The sequence below is a fragment of the Kitasatospora sp. MAP5-34 genome (assembly GCF_029894335.1).
Classification (GTDB): domain Bacteria; phylum Actinomycetota; class Actinomycetes; order Streptomycetales; family Streptomycetaceae; genus Kitasatospora.
Genome location: NZ_JARXZC010000006.1, coordinates 85,195 through 103,765 on the forward strand (window position 1 = coordinate 85,195; position 18,571 = coordinate 103,765).

The 18,571-nt window shown below is 72.5% G+C and carries 15 protein-coding genes; 7 read left to right on the forward strand and 8 right to left on the reverse strand.

The features are described 5' to 3' along the window. Positions 1-77 precede the first annotated feature (77 nt). Positions 78-368 (forward strand): hypothetical protein, encoded by a 291-nt coding sequence (locus P3T29_RS08525; protein WP_280715675.1) that lies wholly within the window; start codon positions 78-80, stop codon positions 366-368. Here the strand turns inward: P3T29_RS08525 and P3T29_RS08530 are convergent, their stop codons facing one another. Both P3T29_RS08530 and P3T29_RS08535 read right to left on the reverse strand, forming a co-directional pair. Continuing rightward, on the reverse strand, positions 369-1,145 hold the full coding sequence (locus tag P3T29_RS08530; protein WP_280715676.1) for a TIGR03084 family metal-binding protein: 777 nt from the start codon (positions 1,143-1,145) through the stop codon (positions 369-371). It abuts the gene before it with no gap. A 95-nt stretch (positions 1,146-1,240) separates the two neighbouring features. Further along, positions 1,241-2,773 (reverse strand): AMP-binding protein, encoded by a 1,533-nt coding sequence (locus P3T29_RS08535; RefSeq protein ID WP_280715677.1) that lies wholly within the window; start codon positions 2,771-2,773, stop codon positions 1,241-1,243. Between the two features lie 237 nt (positions 2,774-3,010). Here P3T29_RS08535 and P3T29_RS08540 point away from each other — a divergent pair, with 237 nt between their 5' ends. Beyond that, a complete protein-coding gene (locus P3T29_RS08540) occupies positions 3,011-3,304 on the forward strand; it encodes a hypothetical protein (protein WP_280715678.1) in 294 nt (97 codons plus the stop codon). A gap of 116 nt (positions 3,305-3,420) precedes the next feature. On the opposite strand, the gene P3T29_RS08545 is transcribed toward P3T29_RS08540, so the two are convergent. Continuing rightward, positions 3,421-4,149: a hypothetical protein gene (locus P3T29_RS08545; protein ID WP_280715679.1), complete on the reverse strand. Its 729-nt coding sequence runs from the start codon at positions 4,147-4,149 to the stop codon at positions 3,421-3,423. A gap of 114 nt (positions 4,150-4,263) precedes the next feature. Between P3T29_RS08545 and P3T29_RS08550 the strand changes: the two genes are divergently transcribed. Continuing rightward, positions 4,264-4,758: a MarR family transcriptional regulator gene (locus P3T29_RS08550; RefSeq protein WP_280715680.1), complete on the forward strand. Its 495-nt coding sequence runs from the start codon at positions 4,264-4,266 to the stop codon at positions 4,756-4,758. A 52-nt stretch (positions 4,759-4,810) separates the two neighbouring features. Here the strand turns inward: P3T29_RS08550 and P3T29_RS08555 are convergent, their stop codons facing one another. Continuing rightward, a complete protein-coding gene (locus P3T29_RS08555; protein ID WP_280715681.1) occupies positions 4,811-8,311 on the reverse strand; it encodes a right-handed parallel beta-helix repeat-containing protein in 3,501 nt (1,166 codons plus the stop codon). 139 nt (positions 8,312-8,450) lie between these two features. Beyond that, complete coding sequence (locus P3T29_RS08560; protein ID WP_280715682.1) at positions 8,451-10,124, reverse strand: PucR family transcriptional regulator; 1,674 nt, start codon at positions 10,122-10,124, stop codon at positions 8,451-8,453. 211 nt (positions 10,125-10,335) lie between these two features. On the opposite strand from P3T29_RS08560, the gene P3T29_RS08565 reads away from it, so the two are divergent. From P3T29_RS08565 to P3T29_RS08575, 3 genes are all read left to right on the forward strand, one after another. After that, positions 10,336-11,190, forward strand: a complete 855-nt coding sequence (locus P3T29_RS08565; RefSeq protein WP_280715683.1) for an FAD binding domain-containing protein — start codon at positions 10,336-10,338, stop codon at positions 11,188-11,190. Further along, positions 11,187-13,943 (forward strand): molybdopterin cofactor-binding domain-containing protein, encoded by a 2,757-nt coding sequence (locus P3T29_RS08570; RefSeq protein WP_280715684.1) that lies wholly within the window; start codon positions 11,187-11,189, stop codon positions 13,941-13,943. Before P3T29_RS08565 ends, P3T29_RS08570 begins: the two co-directional genes overlap by 4 nt. 122 nt (positions 13,944-14,065) lie before the next feature. Continuing rightward, on the forward strand, positions 14,066-14,515 hold the full coding sequence (locus tag P3T29_RS08575; protein ID WP_280715685.1) for a molybdopterin-dependent oxidoreductase: 450 nt from the start codon (positions 14,066-14,068) through the stop codon (positions 14,513-14,515). Positions 14,516-14,560: 45 nt separating this feature from the next. Here the strand turns inward: P3T29_RS08575 and P3T29_RS08580 are convergent, their stop codons facing one another. Next, the gene (locus P3T29_RS08580; protein WP_280715686.1) at positions 14,561-14,980 is read right to left on the reverse strand and encodes a TOBE domain-containing protein; all 420 of its coding nucleotides are present in this window, start codon (positions 14,978-14,980) and stop codon (positions 14,561-14,563) included. A gap of 238 nt (positions 14,981-15,218) precedes the next feature. On the opposite strand from P3T29_RS08580, the gene P3T29_RS08585 reads away from it, so the two are divergent. Then, entirely contained in the window at positions 15,219-15,764 is a 546-nt protein-coding gene (locus tag P3T29_RS08585) for an HAD domain-containing protein (protein ID WP_280715687.1), read from the forward strand. 36 nt (positions 15,765-15,800) lie between these two features. Here the strand turns inward: P3T29_RS08585 and P3T29_RS08590 are convergent, their stop codons facing one another. Beyond that, on the reverse strand, positions 15,801-16,889 hold the full coding sequence (locus P3T29_RS08590; protein ID WP_280715688.1) for an exo-alpha-sialidase: 1,089 nt from the start codon (positions 16,887-16,889) through the stop codon (positions 15,801-15,803). Between the two features lie 203 nt (positions 16,890-17,092). Beyond that, entirely contained in the window at positions 17,093-18,514 is a 1,422-nt protein-coding gene (locus tag P3T29_RS08595) for an NAD(P)/FAD-dependent oxidoreductase (RefSeq protein ID WP_280715689.1), read from the reverse strand. Positions 18,515-18,571 lie beyond the last annotated feature (57 nt).

Below are 18,571 nucleotides of genomic sequence, written 5' to 3' on the forward strand. Positions count from 1 at the left end.
TACTCTCGCACAGCGCGGTGAGGTAGCGTCCGCCGAGGCCTACACCTCAGCGGACGCTCATCGGAGGGTGGGAACTCATGCGTGGCACCGCTCCCTACTGGCATCCCTATTGGTACCGGCTTCAATTCCGTGCGGAGCGTGAGTACGAGTGGCGCCCGATGGGGCCCGGGCCGCTCAGCGCCGTCCCGGCCAAGGCGCTGAAGAGCCAAACCCTTCAGGACTGGGCCTGCTGGTTCCTCGCGGAGGCCGCTGATGAGCTGAACGATCTGCGGGGTGACCTGCTTGTCGAGTGCTACCAGGAGCCCGCGCCTGTGGACGGAACACCGCCGGTCTATTCGCGCGAGGTGTCTCTGGTCGGCCCCGGATAGCTAGCGCCCTGCCCCGGGTGGCCCGGCGAAGGCCTGGGCGATCGGGAGCCAGGCGAGTGCCGCTTCGCCCTCCGCGTGCAGGGCGAGCGCGTCGAGCGCGCGCCGCTGGGTGACCAGCAGGCAGAAGTCCAGCGCCGGACCGCTCACCCGGTCCGCCGCGTCCTCGGGACCCCAGGTCCACGCCTCGCCCGCAGGCCCGGTCAGCTCGACCCGTACGGGTGCCTCCGGCAGCGCCAGCCCGTGCAGGGCGAACGCGAACCCCATGGTCCGGACGCCGAGATGGGCCACCTGCCGGATTCGGGCGGTCGGAACGCGCGCGACGCCGAGGGCGTCCGCCACGTCCTGGCCGTGCGCCCAGGTCTCCATGATCCGCGCGGTCGCCATCGAGGCCGCCTTCATCGGCGGGCCGAACCAGGGGAGTCGGAGGTCCGCCGCCGCAGCGGCCCGGAGCGCGTCCAGCAGGTCCGCCCGCCCCGCCCGCCAGCGGCCGAGCAGCGCGGCGGGGGCCTCTCCGACACCCTCCGCCGCGCCGTCCTCGATCGGGTCGGAACCGGCCGTGAACGCCTCCCGCATCGCGTCCGGGAACTTGTCCGGCTCCCGGGCCGCCAGCAGCGACCACTGGTCCGTCCAGGCCAGGTGGGCGAGTTGATGGGCGATCGTCCACCCGGGGGCGGGCGTCGGCGTGGCGAGTCCGGCCAGGTCCAGGTCGGCCACCAGCGCGTCGAGGTCCGCGCTCTCGGCCCGCAGGTCGTCCAGGAGTGGGGTCAGGTCTGCCACGTCGAGCCGCCTTCCGTCGTAGTTCATAGGGCGTAGTTCGTAGGTTACCGAAGCGTAACTGCCGGTCCGGGTCTACGGAACGGCCTTGGGAGAGGTCAGTTGACCTCGCGAGCCCGGCCGGCCCAGTACGGCTCGCGCAGGCGGAACTTCTGCAGCTTGCCGGTGGTGGTCCGTGGCAGGGCGGCCCGGAACTCCACCGTGGTCGGCGCCTTGTAGCCCGCCAGCCGCTCCTTGCAGTGGGCGATCAGTGCGGCCTCGTCGACACTCTGCCCGTCCTTGAGCACCACCAGGGCCTTGATCGTCTCGCCCCACTTCTGGTCCGGCACCCCGATCACCGCGACCTCCGCGACGGCCGGGTGACCGTACAGGCAGTCCTCCACCTCGATCGAGGAGACGTTCTCGCCACCGGTGATGATGACGTCCTTCTTCCGGTCCGAGATGGTGAGGAAGCCGTCGGTGAGGGTGCCGCCGTCGCCGGTGTGGAACCAGCCGTCCTTCAGTGCGGCGGCGGTCTCCTCCGGCTGCTGCCAGTAGCCCTCCAGCACGGTGTTGGAGCGGAGCAGCACCTCGCCCTGGCCGTCCACCCGGATCTCGGTGCCCAGGGCGGGCGAGCCGGCCTGCACCAGGCGTTCGGCCCGCTCCAGAGACGGGAGGTCGTCCCACTCGGCGCGGCGGCGGTTGACCGTCGCGATCGGGGAGGTCTCGGTCAGCCCGTACAACTGCATGAACTCCCAGCCGAGTTCCTCCTCGACGCGCTGGACCACCGAGGTGGGTGGCGGCGCACCGGCCACGATCATCCGGACCTTGTCCCGCCCGGGGACGGGCCCGTCCCAGTCGGCGGCGGCGTCCAGCACCATGGTGACGACGGCCGGAGCGCCGGACAGGAAGGTCACCCCGTGCCGGTCGACCCGCCGGAGGATCTCGGCGCCGTCCACCTTCCGCAGCACCACGTGCTGCGCGCCGAGGCCCGTCAGGGCGAACGGCAGCCCCCAGCCGTTGGCGTGGAACATCGGCAGGGTGTGCAGGTAGACGTCCCGGTCGCTCGCCCCGAAGTGCAGGCCCATCAGGACGGCGTTGAGCCAGAGGTTGCGGTGCGTGAGCTGAACGCCCTTGGGGCGGGCGGTGGTTCCGCTGGTGTAGTTGATGGTCGCGGTGTCGGACTCGGAGATCTCGTACCGGACGGGCTCGTGGTCGAAGTCGTACAGCTGCGCGTCGCTCTCGGCGCCCAGTACGAAGCGGTGCTTGACGGGCACCCCGGCGAGCGCCTCGTCCAGTTCGGGGTCGACCAGCAGTACCGAGGCGCCGGACTGCTCGACGATGTAGGCCACCTCCTCCGCCCTGAGGCGGAAGTTGACCGGTACCAGCACCCGGCCGTGACCGCTGACCCCGTACAACGAGGTCATCAGCCGGGCCGAGTTGTGCGAGACGATCGCGACCCGCTCGCCCGCTCCGACCCCGAGCCGGTCGAGCCCGGCGGCCTGCGCGCGGGCGAGCCGGGCCATCCGCCGGTAGGTCACCTCGCCCAAGGAGGTGGCCGGTTGTGCCGGTTCGTCGACCAGGCCGATCCGGTCCCCGTAGACCAGCTCGGCCCGGTCGAGGAAGTCCATGACGGTGAGTGGAGTCTGCATGCGGATACTCTGCCCGCTCGGACGTCGTGGCCACTACCCCCGGTGGACGGTTCACCTGCGCCCGCCGAGCCGGGGCCGCGACCGTACTGATGGGCCGCTGATGGGCCGCTGACGGGTCACTGATGGGCCGTCGGAGCGGACATCGTGGTCCGCGCGGGTGATTCCGGGAGCAGAACCTCATGACCGCGCCGGGCCGTGTCGATCATAGTTCCGTCACATACCAATGCAGGAGGATTCATGCGCACGACCATTGCCAAGATCACCGCTGCCGCCGCCCTCACCGGCTTCGCGCTCCTCGCCGGCGCGGGAGTGGCCTCCGCCCACGAGTGTCACCACCACCCGCACGGCGTGCTGGCCGTGGGCGGCGACTCGTCCGCGACCGGCGGTTCGGCGCTCGCCGTCGGCGGCGACGCCTCGGCCATGGGCGGCGACGCCCTCGCGGTCGGCGGGGACGCCAGCAGCGCGGCCGTCACGCACGATCACGACCACGACGCGGACCACGACCACGACATGGACCACGACTGCGACTGAGTGCGACCGAGGGTGACTCAACCGGCCGGACGCCCGAGCGGGCGCCCGGCCGGACGCGTTTACCGGACGCGTTACCGGACGCATGGCCGGGCGCGTGCCGGAGGCGCTGCCGGCTGCTAGAGCCCGCTCGGGAAGCTGTACGAGCCCGGCACGGTGACCTGGGCGTTCTCGCTCGCGGTGCCGTAGACCAGGGCGATCTCGTCGTGGGCACCGAGGGTGACGGCGGCCGGGTCACCGGTGACCGGCTTGCCGTTCACGTACGCGGTGAGGGTGTGGGCGGAGTCCGTGCTGAGGCCGCCCAGGTGGTTCGCCGAGAGTGAGACCTGCCACTCGGTCATGAACTGGCCGAGGCTGAAGGTGGCCTGGACCGGTGACTCGATGTGGATGATGCCGCTGGTGTCGTGGGTGTGCACCGGGCTGATCTGCTGCCCCGGCTCGTCGATCCCGATCAGCCCCGGGACGGTGACGGCCTTGCCGTCCGCGTAGACGTCCAGGTGGGCGTGGATGTGCTCGACCGTGCCCTCGGTGGTCAGCATCGGCAGGCCGGCCGCCCGTACGGCCGCATCGACGGCCGACCCGGCCGGGGCGTCCCACGGCGGCGCGGTGGTCCGGCCGTCGGCGGTGGTGCGGGGCTGGGCGGGTATGCCGGTCGAGCCGGCGGCGGCGGTCGCAGTGGGGGTCGAGCTGTGCTGGGTCACGACCAGGGCGGTGACGCCGCCGACCAGGGCGAGCCCGGCCAGGCCCAGACCGCCACGGACCAGCAGTCGGTTGCGGTGCTCCTTGCGGCGCTGCTCGGCCCGCTCGGCGGCGAGGCGGTCACGGCGGTTGTCGGACGGGCTGCTCAAGGCGGGGTCTCCGTAACTGCGTGTCGGTACTCCCCCCGGTCACGGAGAGTGTCACTCCGCGCGTCATTCCACGGTACACCTGATTCGAATTTGAACAATGGGTACCATTTCCCCATGGACGAACCCCGTTGGCTGGATGAGCACGAGATGGCCGCTTGGCAGGGCTTCGTGGCCGCGAGCAACCTGATCAACCGGCGGCTGGAGCAGCAGCTCAAGGAGGGGGCCGGGCTCTCCCACACCCAGTACGAGATCCTCGTGCAGCTCTCCGCCGCCACCGACGGCTCACTGCGGATGACCGACCTGGCCGACCGCCTGGTCACCTCCAAGAGCGGCCTGACCTACCAGGTCACGCAGCTGGAGAAGTCCGGGCTGGTGATCCGTCGGTCCTGCCCCAGCGATGTGCGCGGGGTCTTCGCCGAGCTGACCCAGGACGGCTGGCTGGTGCTGCGCGCGGCGGCACCCGGCCACGTCGCCACCGTCCGCGAGGTGCTGATCGACGTGCTCAGCCGCGAGCAGCTGGCCGTGCTGGCGGAGAGCCTCGGCGAGGTCAGCGCCCGGCTCCGGGCCGCCGAGCGCAAAGGCCCCGCGCCGCTGGAGCAGAGCCGCTAGGGCGGGCGGGGCGGCTTCCGCTGCGGCTCGACTGCCACCGCCTGGCGACGAGTCAGAGTTCGGGCAGGTCCGCCGTGAGCAGCTGGACCAGTTGTTCACGGGTGGGCCGGCCGCCCAGGGCCAGCCGCCCGGCCTGGCGCTCGATCATCTGCTCGAAGAGCGTCCGGGCGTCCCGGCCGTTGCCGGGGTCGCCGCGCCGGTGGCGGCGCTCGAAGTGCTCGACGAGCAGCCCGTCGATCCCGTCCTGCAGGCTGAACTCGCCTCGCAGGGCCTGTAGTCGGACGATCCCGGCCAGTTCGTCCGGTGAGAAGGGCTCGAACTCCAGGGTGCGGGAGAACCGGGACCGAAGGCCCGGGTTCGCGTCCAGGAAGCTGCGCATCTCCTCGGTGTAGCCGGCGGCGATCACCACGACGTCGTCCCGATGGTCCTCCATCAGCTTGGTGAGTTCGTCGATCGCCTCCTGCCCGAAGTCGTGGTTCGCGCCGAACCTCCGGGACAGGCTGTACGCCTCGTCGATGAACAGCACACCGCCGTGCGCCCGTTCGAACGCCCGCCGGGTCTTCTGCGCGGTCGATCCGAGAAACTCGCCGACCAGATCACCCCTCGAGACCTCGACCAGGTGTCCGTCCGGCAGCGCTCCCAGCGCGGCCAGCGTCCGCCCGTACAGCCTCGCCACCGTCGTCTTCCCGGTGCCGGGCGGCCCGGAGAAGACCAGGTGGCCGGCGGTCGGCAGCGCGGCCAGACCGGCGTCACGCCGCCACCGGCCCAGCCTGAGCAGGTCGACCTGGGTACGGACCTGCTGCTTGGCCGCCGCCAGCCCGATCAGCTCGTCCAGCTCGGCGAGTGCGGCGAGCACGACCGCGTCGTCCCCGGACGTGTCGCCGGCCCCGCCCGCTGCCGCGCTGTCGGTGGCGCTCCTCCGGATGTCCTCGAACGTCACCTTGTCGTTGCCGACGACCGCCTCACCCCGGTTCCCGGTCACCTCGCAGTCGACGAAACCGCCGTTGCACGTCCCTTCGATCCGTACGCCGTCGCCCTCGCCGTCCAGGAAGGAACTCGCCGACACGGTCAGCCAGCCGTTCTCCTTCGCCAGCACGCCCTGGCCCCGGGACCCGGTGACAGTCACACCCTCGGCGACCACGACGGCGCTGCCGATCACCAGCAGACCCGCTTCGCCGGGGCCGGTCACGACGGCCTGCCGGACCGTCAGGTGGCTGCTGCCACGGCAGTTGAAGCCGAACAGGGCCGTACGGTCGATCTTCGCCCGGGTCACCTTCACCCGGGCCTGGCCGTCCAGGGCGATTCCCGAGTTGGCCATGTCGCTGATCGCCGCGTCGGTCAGGCTCACCGTCGACCGGTCGCCGCTCGCGAACACCCCGCTCGCGCAGCTCTCCAGGCGCAGGCCCTGGAACACCGCGTTCGTCTCCTCGCGGAGCCACACCGCGCTGGAGGTGTGGCCCCGGACGTCGAGGTCGGTGAAGTGACCGCGCGCCTTCAGCATCGCCACCCCCACCTTGCCGTCCGTGATCCGGCAGCCCGTCACGATGGGCGCCCCGCCCTCCCCGACGTTGACGCCCGTGTCGCCGGTGCGGTCGAACTCGCAGTCCTCCAGCCGTCCGAGGCCCTGCTCCTCCACCGTGGCGCCCGTCGTGCGGCAGTCCTCGAACCGGCAGCCGCGGATCGTCGGATCGGCGCCACGGCTGATGTACAGCCCGTGCGCCGCGCCTGAGACGGTGGTCCGCTCGACCGTGCCCTTGGCCTGGTCGTAGAAGCCGATCGCGACGCCGTGGGCCTCGCGGATGCGGCAGCCGAGCACCTCAGCCTGCGCGTGGGCACCGACCGAGATCGCGTGGCTGCCGCTACCGGTCAGCTCGCAGTCCTCGATCCGCACTCGCGAACCGCGCACGCTCACACCGCAGGACCGGTTGCCGGTCACGGTGCAGCGGAGGAAGGTGGCCTCGGAACTCTCCGAGACCACGACGGCGTCGCCCTTGGCGTCGACGAACCGGGTGTCCTCCACCGTGCCGCGTGCCCCGGTCAGTTCCGTCCGGCCGACGCGGATCTCGCAGTCGCCGACGGTGAGCGTGGCGCCCGGCAGGGCCCGTACGCTGCACTCGCCGTGGCCGGTGACGGTGCTGCGGCGGAGTACCAGCCGGCCGGTGCCGCTGACCGCCGCCGTCCGCCGGTTGACGATCTCCAGGCCGGCCAGCGTGACCGTCCCCGAGCAGCTGACCGTGACGTCCTCCGGCGAGTCGATGACCACGGTGCCCGGACCGTCCGCCGCGCACAGCTCCACCGTGCCGGTGACCGTGAGCGCTTCGGTGTACCGGCCGGGCCCGATCAGCACCCGCACCGGCCGCCCGCCGGAGTCCGCCCGCAGCGCCGCCGCGATCGTCCGGTGGCCCACCCGCCCGGCAGGGGAGACGCGCAGGGTCAGAAAGTCCGGCCCGTCGTCCGGCCCGTCGTCCGGCTCGCTGTCCGACCCGTCGTCCGGCCCGGCCCGCCGGCACCTCCGCAGCGCCTCGGCCAACTGCTCGGGGAACACCTCGAGTCCGTGCCGGTGGCCGTTGGCCGTGGAGAGCAGCGGCGCCACGCCGAGGGTGTGGTCCTTCCCGGCGATCAGGCAGTCCCAGCGCCTCAGTGGGTCGGGCCGGGCCGCGTCCGGCTTCAGGCGGGCCAGCAGGGTCCACGGCGTGGGGCGCCTGCGGTGACTGGGCCCGGCGGCGGAGAGCTCCACGCCGGTCACGTTCGTCCACGGCACCGACGTCCGGGCCCCGGCGGCGTCGATCGTCAGCCGCTGCCCGTCGATCTCCAGCCGGCACCGGGTGGAGCAGCAGGCGATGACCACCGAGACGGCCGCGAACCCGAGGGCGGCCGAGGCCACCGCCGTCGCCGCGACCGCCGTCGGCAAGGGGCAGCGGGTGGCGGCCAGCAGGCCGAGCAGTACCGACAGTGCGATCCGCCCGTGGGTCAGCAGGACGGCCGGCCGGGAGAGCAGCCGGCCGGGTATCCGGACGGTCTCCGGCTCGCCCTCCCGGCGGGTACGCGGGAGAGCGGTGGCGCCGTGCCACAGCTCTCCCGCGTACCGGGTGAACAGCCTGTCGAGGCTCGCGGGTGTGACGGCGAGGAACCGGAGATCGGACCCGATCCCCGCCCAGGCCGCCACCCAGCGGGGCGCGATCCACCGGTTCGCGTCGGCGGGCCGCCCCTGCCGGAGCCGGACGAGCAGCCGCCCCTGGAAGAACTGTCCGCCCCAGACCGCAGTCCGCCGGGGCGCGGGCAGCAGGGCCAGCCCCTCGATATCGGCCCAGCGCAGCCGTACCCGCCGCAACGGCCCCCGCAGCTCCAGGCCGTCGGCCGTCAGGACGATCGCCGCCGGGCCGAACAGCCGGACCAGCAGCACCCCGAGGAGCGCCGCCCACAGCGCCGTACCGACCACCGCCACCAGCCACACCAGTGGCGCGTCCACCCGCGTACGCTCCGTCAGACCCTCCGCGCAGAGCAGCAGCGCGATCACCACCGGCACCAGCTGCCGGAACGTCGTCGAGAACACCGCCGGATTCCGGCCGACCCGGATTGTGGGCAGCTCGGCGCGTGCTGTCCCGGGATCAACGACCTGTGTCACCAAAAACCCCCGTCGGCCGTATCAGCAGCCCCAGGGTAGCGATCCTTCCGGCGGTTCGGACCCCGTTTCAGGGGCCGCTGGTTGGTGCGCAGAGCAGCGCGGCCCGCAGGTCCACCCGGTCCTGGAGCAGGGCCAGGCTGCGCCCGGTGAGTTCCTCGATGCGGCGGACCCGATAGTGCACGGTGTTGACATGCACAAAAAGTGCCTCCGCCGTGCGGGCCCAGGAGCCGTCGTGGTCGAGGAAGGCGCTGAGGGTGCCGAGCAGCGAGACGCCGTTCTCGCGGTCGTGGTCGGCCAGTGGCGCCAGCAGCTTGGCGTGGAAGGCGGTGGTGACCTCGGCCGGGATACCCCTCAGCAGGGCTGCCAGCGAGCTGAGTTCGCCGCTGCTGCCGACCGCCCCGGCGGGCCCCGGGCCGTCCGCCCCGGCTTCGAGCGCGTACGCGGCCTGGACCAGCGCGCCGCTCAGCGGCCCAGCCGTCGGGGTAGCGGTCGTGGGGGCGGTGGCCGGAGCGCCGGCCGGATCGGTGGTCGTAGCCGTGGTCGGGCCCACGCCGGAGCGCAGCTGCCGGCTGCCCGTCAACTTCGCCTGGATGTCCGGCCACGCAGCCCGCAGCCCGGCCGCCACCGCCGTCGCCGGTGCGGCGACCAGCGCGGTGGCCCCGCCGTGCCCGTCCTGCGCGGCCGCGAACGGTGCGCCGACCCGGTGCAGGGCCTCCGCCAGTGCCGCGACGGCCCAGGCCGCGTCCTGCGCCGCCGGCGCGCCGCCGTCGATCCGCGCGCAGACCGGGGTCAGCCGCGCGCCGGGCGGCAGACCGCAGGCGGCGAGCGCGTCCGCCAGCCCGGGGCCGTCCTGCGCCAGCAGTTCGACCAGCCGGGCGGCCGTCTGCCGCTGCGCCGCCGCGCCCGCGCGGACCCGGGTGGCGAGCGGGGCGAGCAGCTCGGCGAGGCCCTGCAGAGCGGTGGCGGCCGAGAGCGTCGGTGCGGTGTGCGGCTGGAGCAGCCAGCCGTCGAAGGGGGAGTCACCCTGCGGACCGATCGGCACCGCGCCCCGGGCGGTGCCGCCGCCGGGGCCACCGGTCGCACCGCCGCCCGTGCCACCGGTCGTACGACCACCCGTGAAGCCGCCCGCACCGCCGCCCGTACGACCACCCGTGAAGCCGCCCGCACCGCCGCCCGTACCGCCGGTCGAGCAGGCCAGCACCCGCCCGGTCGCCGAGACGACCGAGCAGTCCGGGATGCCGAGCCGTGCCACCGCGCACGCCAGCACCTCGCCGAGTGGCGCCTCGGCGTGCAGCAGGGCAAGCAGCTCGCGCCGCGCGGCCTCCGGGATCACCGCGACACCCTCCGAACGGGCCTGCAAGCCGCCCCAGAGCCGCAGGTAGACCCGGTCGGTGACCGCGCGGAAGCTGGTGCCCGGCGGGAGGGAGAGCAGCGGGATCTCGTGGGTCCGGCAGGCGTCCACCAGGCTCTCGGGAACCGTCCCGTGGGTGCCCTCGCCCGCCAGCAGGGCGGCGACCCCGGCGCTGCGCAGCGAGGTCGCGAAGCGCAGTGCCGCCGAGGTCTCGTCCGGCTGCCACCAGACCAGCCCGCTGAGCACCAGTTCGCCGGGCTGGAGGTAGCGGGCGGGGTCCTGGAGGTCGGTGGAGGTCACTCCGGTGACCTGGCGGCCCAGTAGGTCGGACGTCCCCCAGGCCAGCCCGATGTGCAGGCCGTCCAGCCCCAGCAGATCTCCGACGATCATGTCTCGCTCCCTGTGCTCCGCGTCCCCTTTCCTACCTCTCGCTTCAGCGAGGGCAAGGTGCGCACAGGCATGGTAAATGCAAGAGCAAACCCTGCTGAACCCTCTTGTTCGATCACCCAGGAGCAACCGCCTCACCTGGTGCTCCGCGCCAGTCGTACGCCCAGTTGCGCCGTTGCTTCAATCGGATCGCGAGTGGACGAGAGGGACGGAAATGGATCTGAACACGGTGCTGGAGGTGCGCGACGCCCGCCGTCGCGACGTATGGCGGCCGGGCGACGCCTGGCTCGGCGGCGGCACGTACCTGTTCTCCGAGCCGCAGCCCCACCTCCGCCGACTGATCGACCTGAGCCGGACCGGCTGGGAGCCGCTGCAGGTGACCGCCGGCGGGGATCTGGAGATCGCCGCGACCTGCACGATCGCCCAGCTCTCCCGCTTCCCCAAGCCCGCGCACTGGGCGGCGGCGCCGCTGTTCGAGCAGTGCTGCCGGGCCTTCCTGGCGTCCTGGAAGATCTGGAACATGGCCACCGTCGGCGGCAACCTGTGCAACGGGCTGCCCGCCGGGCCGATGATCTCGCTGACCGCCGCCCTGGACGGCGTCTGCCTGCTGCAGTCCCGGACGGGCGGGCTGCGTCGGCTCCCGGTCGCGGACTTCGTCATCGGCGCGGGCGTCAAGGTACTCGAACCCGGCGACCTGCTCCGCTCGATCACCCTGCCGGCCCGCGCCCTGGGCAGTCATACGGCGTTCCGGCAGGCCTCGCTGTACGGGCTGGGCCGATCCGGTGCGCTGGTGATCGGCATGCTCGACCCGGTCGACGAGATGCTCACCATCACCGTCACCGCCTCGACCGTGCGGCCGATCCGCCTGCGGTTCCCGCTGCCGCCCAACGCCGAGGCGGTGCGCGAGGCGGTCGAGTACGGGATCGAGCCGCACGAGTACTACGACGACATCCACGGACTGCCCGCCTGGCGACGGCACATGACGTTCCGTTTCGCCGAGGAGATCCGCCGCGAGCTGCTTGAGCCCGCACAGCTCGAGCCCGCACTGACTGAGGAGGCCGGACGATGAGTTACTCGATCCGCGTCAACAACCAGGACTTCGACGCCGAGCCCCGCCCGGGCCAGTGCCTGCGCACCTACCTGCGCGACCAGGGCTGGTTCGGCGTGAAGAAGGGCTGCGACGCCGGGGACTGCGGCGCCTGCACTGTCCAGGTCGACGGCGAGCCGGTGCACAGCTGCCTCTACCCGGCCGTCCGCGCCGAGGGCCGCTCGGTGACCACCGTCGAGGGGCTGGCCAAGAACGGTGAACTGCACCCGATGCAGCAGCGGTTCCTGGACGCGCAGGGCTTCCAGTGCGGCTTCTGCACCGCCGGCTTCCTGATGACCACCTCAGCCCTGGACGCCGAACAACTCACCGACCTGCCAAGGTCCTTGAAGGGCAACCTGTGCCGCTGCACCGGCTACCGGGCGATCGAGGACGCCGTACGCGGGGTCAAGCACGCCGAGGAGCCGTGCGCCGGGCAGGCGGTCGGCCGCAGCCTGGGCGCACCGGCCGGACCGCAGGTGGTCACCGGCACCGCCCGCTACACCTTCGACATCGAGGTCGAAGGGCTGCTGCACATGAAGCTGCTGCGCTCCCCGCACCCGCACGCCCGGATCATCTCCATCGACACCTCGGCCGCCCTGCGCGTGCCCGGCGTGCACGCGGTGTTCACCCACCACGATGCCCCCGGCAAGCTGTACTCCTCGGCCCGGCACGAGCACCCCACCGAGGACCCGGACGACACCCGGGTGCTGGACGACGTGGTCCGGTTCGCCGGCCAGCGCGTGGCGGCCGTGGTCGCCGACACCGAGGGGGCCGCCGAGGAGGGCTGTCGCCGGATCGTCGTGGAGTACGAGGTGCTCCCGTACGTCATCGACCCGGAGCTCGCCATGCTGCCCGGCGCGCCGGTGATCCACCCGAAAGGGCCGGAGTCGCGCATCTTCCGCGCCCAGGACAACGTCTGCGGCGAGGTGCACGGCGAGCTGGGCGACGTCGAGCGGGGCTTCGCCGAGGCCGACGTGGTCTACGAGGAGACCTTCCGGACCCAGCGGGTGCAGCACGCCAGCCTGGAGACGCACGGCTGCGTCGCTTACTTCGAGGCCCCGGAGGAGGGCGGCGAGGAGCGGATCGTGGTGCGCTCCAGCACCCAGGTGCCGTTCCTGACCCGGCGCGCCCTGTGCGACCTGTACGACCTGCCGATGGAGAAGGTCCGGGTGGTCGCGGGCCGGGTCGGCGGCGGGTTCGGCGGCAAGCAGGAGATGCTCACCGAGGACATCGCGGTGCTGGCCGCGCTGAAGCTGCACCGGCCGGTCAAGCTGGAGTTCACCCGTCCCGAGCAGTTCTACGGCGCGACCACCCGGCACCCGTTCAAGGTCACGGTGAAGGTCGGCGCCAGGAGCGACGGAACGCTGACCGCCCTCCAGTTCCGGGTGGTCGCCAACACCGGCGCGTACGGCAACCACGGCCCGGCGGTGATGTTCCACAGTGTCGGCGAGTCGATGGGCGTGTACAAGGCGCCGAACAAGAAGGTGAACGCGTACTCGGTCTACACCAACGGCGTGCCCGCCGGCGCGTTCCGGGGCTACGGGCTCGGCCAGGTCACCTTCGCCCTGGAGTCCGCGATGGACGAGCTGGCCCGGCGCCTGGACATCGATCCGCTGGTGCTGCGCGAGAAGAACGTGATCGGCCCCGGCGACCACATGGAAGGACCCTGCGGAGAGGAGGAGGACCTGCACATCGCCAGCTACGGCCTGGACCAGTGCCTCCAGGTGGTCCGCAACGCCCTCGCCGACGACCGCAGCGCCGAACTGGCCCCCGAGGGCTGGCTGGTCGGGCAGGGCTTCGCGATGTCCGCCATCGCCACCGGGCCGCCCGGCGGCCACTTCGCCGACGCAACGGTGAAGCTGCTGGAGGACGGCACGTACGACATCGCGGTCGGTACAGCCGAGTTCGGCAACGGCACCACCACCGTCCACAAGCAGATCACCGCCGGCGCGCTGGGCACCACGGTGGACCGCATCGCCATCCGCCAGTCCGACACCGACGTGGTGAAGCACGACACCGGCGCCTTCGGGTCGGCGGGCACGGTGGTGGCGGGCAAGGCCGTGATGAAGGCCGCCAACGCGCTCGCCGAGCAGATCCTCTCCTTCACCGCCGAGTACGCCCGCACCCCCCGCAGCCTGCTGCGGCTGACCGCCGACGCGGTCGAGTGCGACGGGCGGCTGGTCTCGCTCAAGGAGGTCTTCGAGGCCGCGCGCGGCAAGGGCGTCGAGCTCACGGCCGCCGGGCACTGGGGCGGCTCCCCCCGCTCGGTGGCCTTCAACTCGCAGTGGTTCCGGATCGCGGTCGACCCGGACACCGGCGAGATCAAGATCCTGCGCAGCGTGCACGGCGCCGACGCCGGCAAGGTGATGAACCCGATGCAGTGCCGGGGTCAGGTCGAGGGCGGCGTGGCGCAGGCGCTCGGCGCGACCCTCTTCGAACAGGTCCTGCTCGACGACGCCGGCCAGGTCACCACCGCCGCCTTCCGCCGCTACCGCCTGCCCGCCTATGCCGACGTGCCGCGCACCGAGGTCCACTTCACCGAGACCTCCGACTCCATCGGCCCGCTGGGCGCCAAGTCGATGAGCGAGAGCCCCTTCAACCCCGTCCCACCCGCCTTCGCCAACGCCCTGCGCGACGCCACCGGCGTGCGCTTCACCGAGGCCCCGTTCCTGCGCGACAAGGTCTGGCAGGCCGTCGAGGAACACCGGACCGGGCGGCAGTTGCGAGCCATGTAGCCGACTATCCATCGCACCTGCTGCTGAAATTCGATGTTCAGCGCGCATCTGCGAATGGCCGGACCGACCGTCGGGTACCACCTTCCCAGGCCGCACCCCGCGACCTGGGAAGGGGCTGCCGGATGACCGGAAGAGTCGCAACGAGAGCCGTTCACCTGCACGGCCTGCTCGACCACCCGGCCGACCTGACGGTGGAACAGCTGCGCGCCATGCCGTCACACCGGGCCGAGGTCAGCTTCGACTGCCTCGGCAGCGGGCAGCAGCGCCACAGCTTCGAAGGCCCGCTGCTCTGGGACGTGCTGCGCGCGGCCCGCCCCCAGGTCGACTTCAGCCGGCGCAAGCCCCGGCTGCGCCACGTGCTCGCCGTCACCGGAGCCGACGGCCACCTCGCGGTGATCTCCTGGGCCGAGATCGACCCGGACTTCGGCGGCCAGCGAATCCTGCTCGCCACCAGCATCGACGGCGAGCCCCTGGACGCGGTCGGCCCGCAACTGGTGATCCCCGCCGACGCCTGCGGAGCCCGGTACGTCAGCGGGATCACCGCGATCCGGATCGACGCGGTGGCCGACTGAGACCGCCTGCTCCTGAAGCGGCCGCTGTCAGGCCGTCCGCGATTCTCAGGCCGTCGCGAGCGAGATCTCGGTCGACTTGATCAGCGCGATGACCGGCGAACCGGCCGCCAGGCCCAGGTCGTTGGCGGCGTCGGCCGTGATGGCGGCCGTCAGCTCGCCGCCGTCCACGGTGACCTTGACCCCGGCCATCGCGCCGCCGGTGGCGACATCGGTGACCGTGCCCGGGATCTGGTTGCGGATGCTCAACCCGGCGACCGGACCGGTGGCGAGTGCGACCTCGGTCGACTTCACCAGGGCGCGTACGTTGCTGCCCGCGCTGAGCCCGAGTTCCTTCACCGCTTCGACGGTCACCGCCGCAGTGAGTTCCAGACCGCTCGAAAGCCGGACCTTGACGTTCGCCATCACCTCGCCGGTGGTGACGGAGGTGACGGTACCGGGGAGCTGGTTGCGAATGCTCAGACTCATGGGAGTGCCTCATTTCGATGGAAAATCGGTTTCCGAGAATGCAGCTGAGACCACTCTAGTCACGGAATCGTCGCAGCTCAGAAGCCATGCGCAGGCGCAAGCCTGATGGCCCGTAACGGCTCGCGAATGCGATCCCGGAAAATGCGCCGCCGCCGGCCCAACGCCGTCTCCACCGCAACCGATCGGCGCTGCCGAGCGTCTCGCACGGTCAGCGGATCAGCTGTCCACCGGGAGTGCTGTGCCGAAACCTCTGCTCTTCCTCGACATCGACGGCGTACTCAATCCGGTCGACCCCTGCCCGGAGTCGGACTTCGACGTCCACACCCTGCTCGGCTTCCGGGTCCTGCTGTCCGGCCGGCACGGCGACTGGGCGCGCGAACTGGCGGAGGTGTACGAGCTCTGCTGGGCCACCACCTGGGAGGACGACGCCAACACCCGCATCGCGCCGCTGCTCGGCCTGCCGCCACTGCCCGTCGTACGGTTCGCCGGGTACCGGCCGCAGCCAGGGGACCCCAGAATCCCCTTGGTGGAGCTGTTCGCCGCCGCCAAGTGGGCCCCACTGCTGCGTCACGCCGACGGACGCCCGTTCGCCTGGCTCGACGACGTCCTGCCGTCCCGGTTGGTACGCAACTCCCTGCTCCGGCGCGACCGGCTGCTCCTGCGGATCGACGCGGGACAGGGCCTCGAACGCCACCACGTCGACCGGCTGCTCGAAAGGCCGCCGCGTCCGCTGCTGGCAGGCCACATGGGCCGGGCCGTGCGGACCGCGAACCGGCAGCGCTGACGGGCCGGGTCTCAGCCGTACATGCCCGTTGCCAGGTCAGGGCAGCACTGCCGCCCGGACGCAGAGTACGTCCGGCAGGTGCGAGGTGATCAGCGACCAGCTGTCGCCGTCGTCCGCGCTGCCGTACACCTCGCCGTTCCGGTTGCCGAAGTACACCCCGGCGGGGTCGCCGTCGTCCGTGCAGAGGGCGTCGCGCAGGACGACGCCGTAGTGGTCGTCCTCGGGCAGGCCCTGGGAGAGTGGCTGCCAGCTGTCGCCCGCGTCGCGGGTGCGGAAGACCCGGCAGCGGCGGTCGACCGGCAGGCGGGCGTAGTCCGCGTCGAGCGGGAAGAGGTACGCCGTCCCGCTCTCCCGGGGGTGGGCGGTGATGCCGAAGCCGAAGGTCGCGGGCAGGTCGTCGCCGATGTCCTGCCAGTGTTCGCCGCCGTCGTCGCTGCGGTAGACGCCGCCGTGGTTCTGCAGGTAGAGGCGGTCGCGGTCGAGCGGGTCCGGTGCGACCTTGTGTACGCACTGCCCGAACTCCGGGTACTCGTCCGGGAGGAAGGCGGCCCGGATGCCGGTGTTGGACGGGTGCCAGCTCTGTCCGCCGTCCGCCGACCGGTAGACGCCGCCGGTGGAGACCGCGACCGTGAGCGCCGAGGCGTCTCGGGGGTCGGTGATGATCGTGTGCAGGCCCTGCCCGCCGAAGCCGGCGGCCCAGTCGGCGCGCTGCGGGTGCGACCAGAGCGCTTCGTCCAGCGCGAAGCTCTCGCCGCCGTCGGTGGAGCGGAACAGCGCGGCGGGTTGGGTGCCCGCGTACACGACGCCCGGTGCCTCCGCGCCCGCCGGGTGCAGCTGCCAGACCCGTTCCAGCGAGGTACCGGTGTGCTCGGGGAAGCGCACGGCCGGGCTGGACGGCTCCTGCCAGTTCGCCCCCAGGTCGTCCGACCACCAGACGGACGGCCCCCAGTGGCTGCTGTCGGCCCCCACGAGCAGCCGGGTCCGCCCGTCGCGCCGGTCGATCGCGGCCGAGTAGATCGCGTTCATCTGGAAGTGCGGCCCGGTGAACTCCCAGCCCGCCCGGTCGGAGCTGCGGGCGAGGAAGAGACCCTTCTGGGTCCCGATGGCCAACAGGGTTTCGGTCATGGCATACCACCTGGTCAGCGACGTCCGGCCCCCGCCGCCAGTCTGCCCCCGGCCGTCGGGGGGCGCACGTCACCGCGCTGGGCGGTCCCAAACCTGCCCGGGTCCGTCCGGTGCCGCTGCCGGACAGCGACCGGAGCGCCTACCATCCGTCCGGGCCCGGCCCCGGCTCGTCCCCCGCGAAGAGTACGGGCCGGGGCTCCAGGTCAGCCCCGGTAGGTCTCCAGCAGGCGCAGCCACACCTCGCTGATCGTCGGGTAGGACGGCACCGCGTGCCAGAGCCGGTCGATCGGTACCTCGCCGACCACGGCGACGGTGGCCGAGTGCAGCAGTTCCGCGACGGCCGGGCCGACGAAGGTCGCGCCGACCAGGATCTCGCGGTCCAGGTCGATCACCAGACGGGCCCGGCCCTGGTAGTTGTCGCCGTACAGTGAGGCCCCCGCGACCTGGCCGAGGTCGTGGTCGACCGCCTGTACCCGCAGGCCGGCCTCCTCGGCCTGACGGAGCGTCAGGCCGACCGAGGTGGCCTCGGGTTCGGTGAAGACCACCTGGGGCGGGCCGGCGGTGTCGGCGGAGGCGGAGTGGGCGCTCCAGCGGGCGGTGTCCAGCTGTTCGCCACGGGCGCGGGCGCCGATCGCGGCGCCCGCGATCCGGGCCTGGTACTTGCCCTGGTGGGTCAGCAGTGCGCGGTGGTTGACGTCGCCTGCCGCGTACAGCCAGCCGCCCGGGACGCCGGTCACGCTGCAGCTGTCGTCGACCTCCAGCCAGGAGCCGGGGGTGAGGCCGACGCTCTCCAGGCCGATGTCATCGGTGCGCGGTGCGCGGCCGGTGGCGTACAGGACCTCGTCCGCCTCCAACTGCTCGCCGCTGTCCAGCTCCAGGGTCACCGCGCCGTCGCGGTGCAGGGCGGTGACGCTCGTGGAGAACCGCAGGTCCACGCCCGCCTCGGCCAGTCCGGCGGCGACCAACTCACCGGTGAAGGGCTCCATCCGGGGGAGCAGGCCCGCGCTCCGCACCAGCAGGGTCACCTCGGAGCCGAGTGCCCGCCAGGCGGTGGCCATCTCGACGGCCACCACGCCGCCGCCGACGACGGCCAGCCGGCGCGGTACGACGGCCGAGCTGGTCGCGTCGCGGCTGGTCCACGGGTGTGCCTCGGCCAGGCCGGGCACGTGCGGCAGGGCGGCGCGGCTGCCGGTGCAGACCGCGACAGCATGACGGGCCGTCAGCAACCGTTGGCCGTCCACCAGTACGGCCCGCTCGCCGGTCAGCCGCCCGTGGCCCCTGACCAGCTCGATGCCGGTGTCGCGGAGCCACCGGACCTGGCCGTCGTCGTGCCAGTGCGAGGTGAACTCGTCGCGCCGGGCCAGTACGGCCGCCGGGTCGAGTGCCCCGCTCGCCGCCTCCTTGGCACCGGGCAGCGCACGGGCGTGCGCCAGGGCGGCGGCCGGGCGGAGCAGCGCCTTGCTGGGCATGCACGCCCAGTACGAGCATTCGCCGCCGACCAGTTGGCTCTCCACGACGACGGTGCTCAGGCCGGCGGCCTTGGCCCGGTCGGCCAGGTTCTCGCCGGTCGGGCCCGCCCCGAGGACCACCACGTCGTACTGCTCGGGCTCAGGCTGGAGGGTCATGGCTCTCACTCTCACTCGATCGGGTGGCACCGGTCCCATCCTCTGCCGGTCGGGTGC

Bases quoted from the DNA above. Each gene is read 5' to 3' on its own strand.
- P3T29_RS08525 (WP_280715675.1), top strand. From the start codon at position 78: ATGCGTGGCACCGCTCCCTACTGGCATCCCTATTGGTACCGGCTTCAA.
- P3T29_RS08535 (WP_280715677.1), bottom strand. From the start codon at position 2,773: ATGCAGACTCCACTCACCGTCATGGACTTCCTCGACCGGGCCGAGCTG.
- P3T29_RS08540 (WP_280715678.1), top strand. From the start codon at position 3,011: ATGCGCACGACCATTGCCAAGATCACCGCTGCCGCCGCCCTCACCGGC.
- P3T29_RS08550 (WP_280715680.1), top strand. From the start codon at position 4,264: ATGGACGAACCCCGTTGGCTGGATGAGCACGAGATGGCCGCTTGGCAG.
- P3T29_RS08560 (WP_280715682.1), bottom strand. From the start codon at position 10,124: ATGATCGTCGGAGATCTGCTGGGGCTGGACGGCCTGCACATCGGGCTG.
- P3T29_RS08565 (WP_280715683.1), top strand. From the start codon at position 10,336: ATGGATCTGAACACGGTGCTGGAGGTGCGCGACGCCCGCCGTCGCGAC.
- P3T29_RS08570 (WP_280715684.1), top strand. From the start codon at position 11,187: ATGAGTTACTCGATCCGCGTCAACAACCAGGACTTCGACGCCGAGCCC.
- P3T29_RS08575 (WP_280715685.1), top strand. From the start codon at position 14,066: ATGACCGGAAGAGTCGCAACGAGAGCCGTTCACCTGCACGGCCTGCTC.
- P3T29_RS08580 (WP_280715686.1), bottom strand. From the start codon at position 14,980: ATGAGTCTGAGCATTCGCAACCAGCTCCCCGGTACCGTCACCTCCGTC.
- P3T29_RS08590 (WP_280715688.1), bottom strand. From the start codon at position 16,889: ATGACCGAAACCCTGTTGGCCATCGGGACCCAGAAGGGTCTCTTCCTC.
- P3T29_RS08595 (WP_280715689.1), bottom strand. From the start codon at position 18,514: ATGACCCTCCAGCCTGAGCCCGAGCAGTACGACGTGGTGGTCCTCGGG.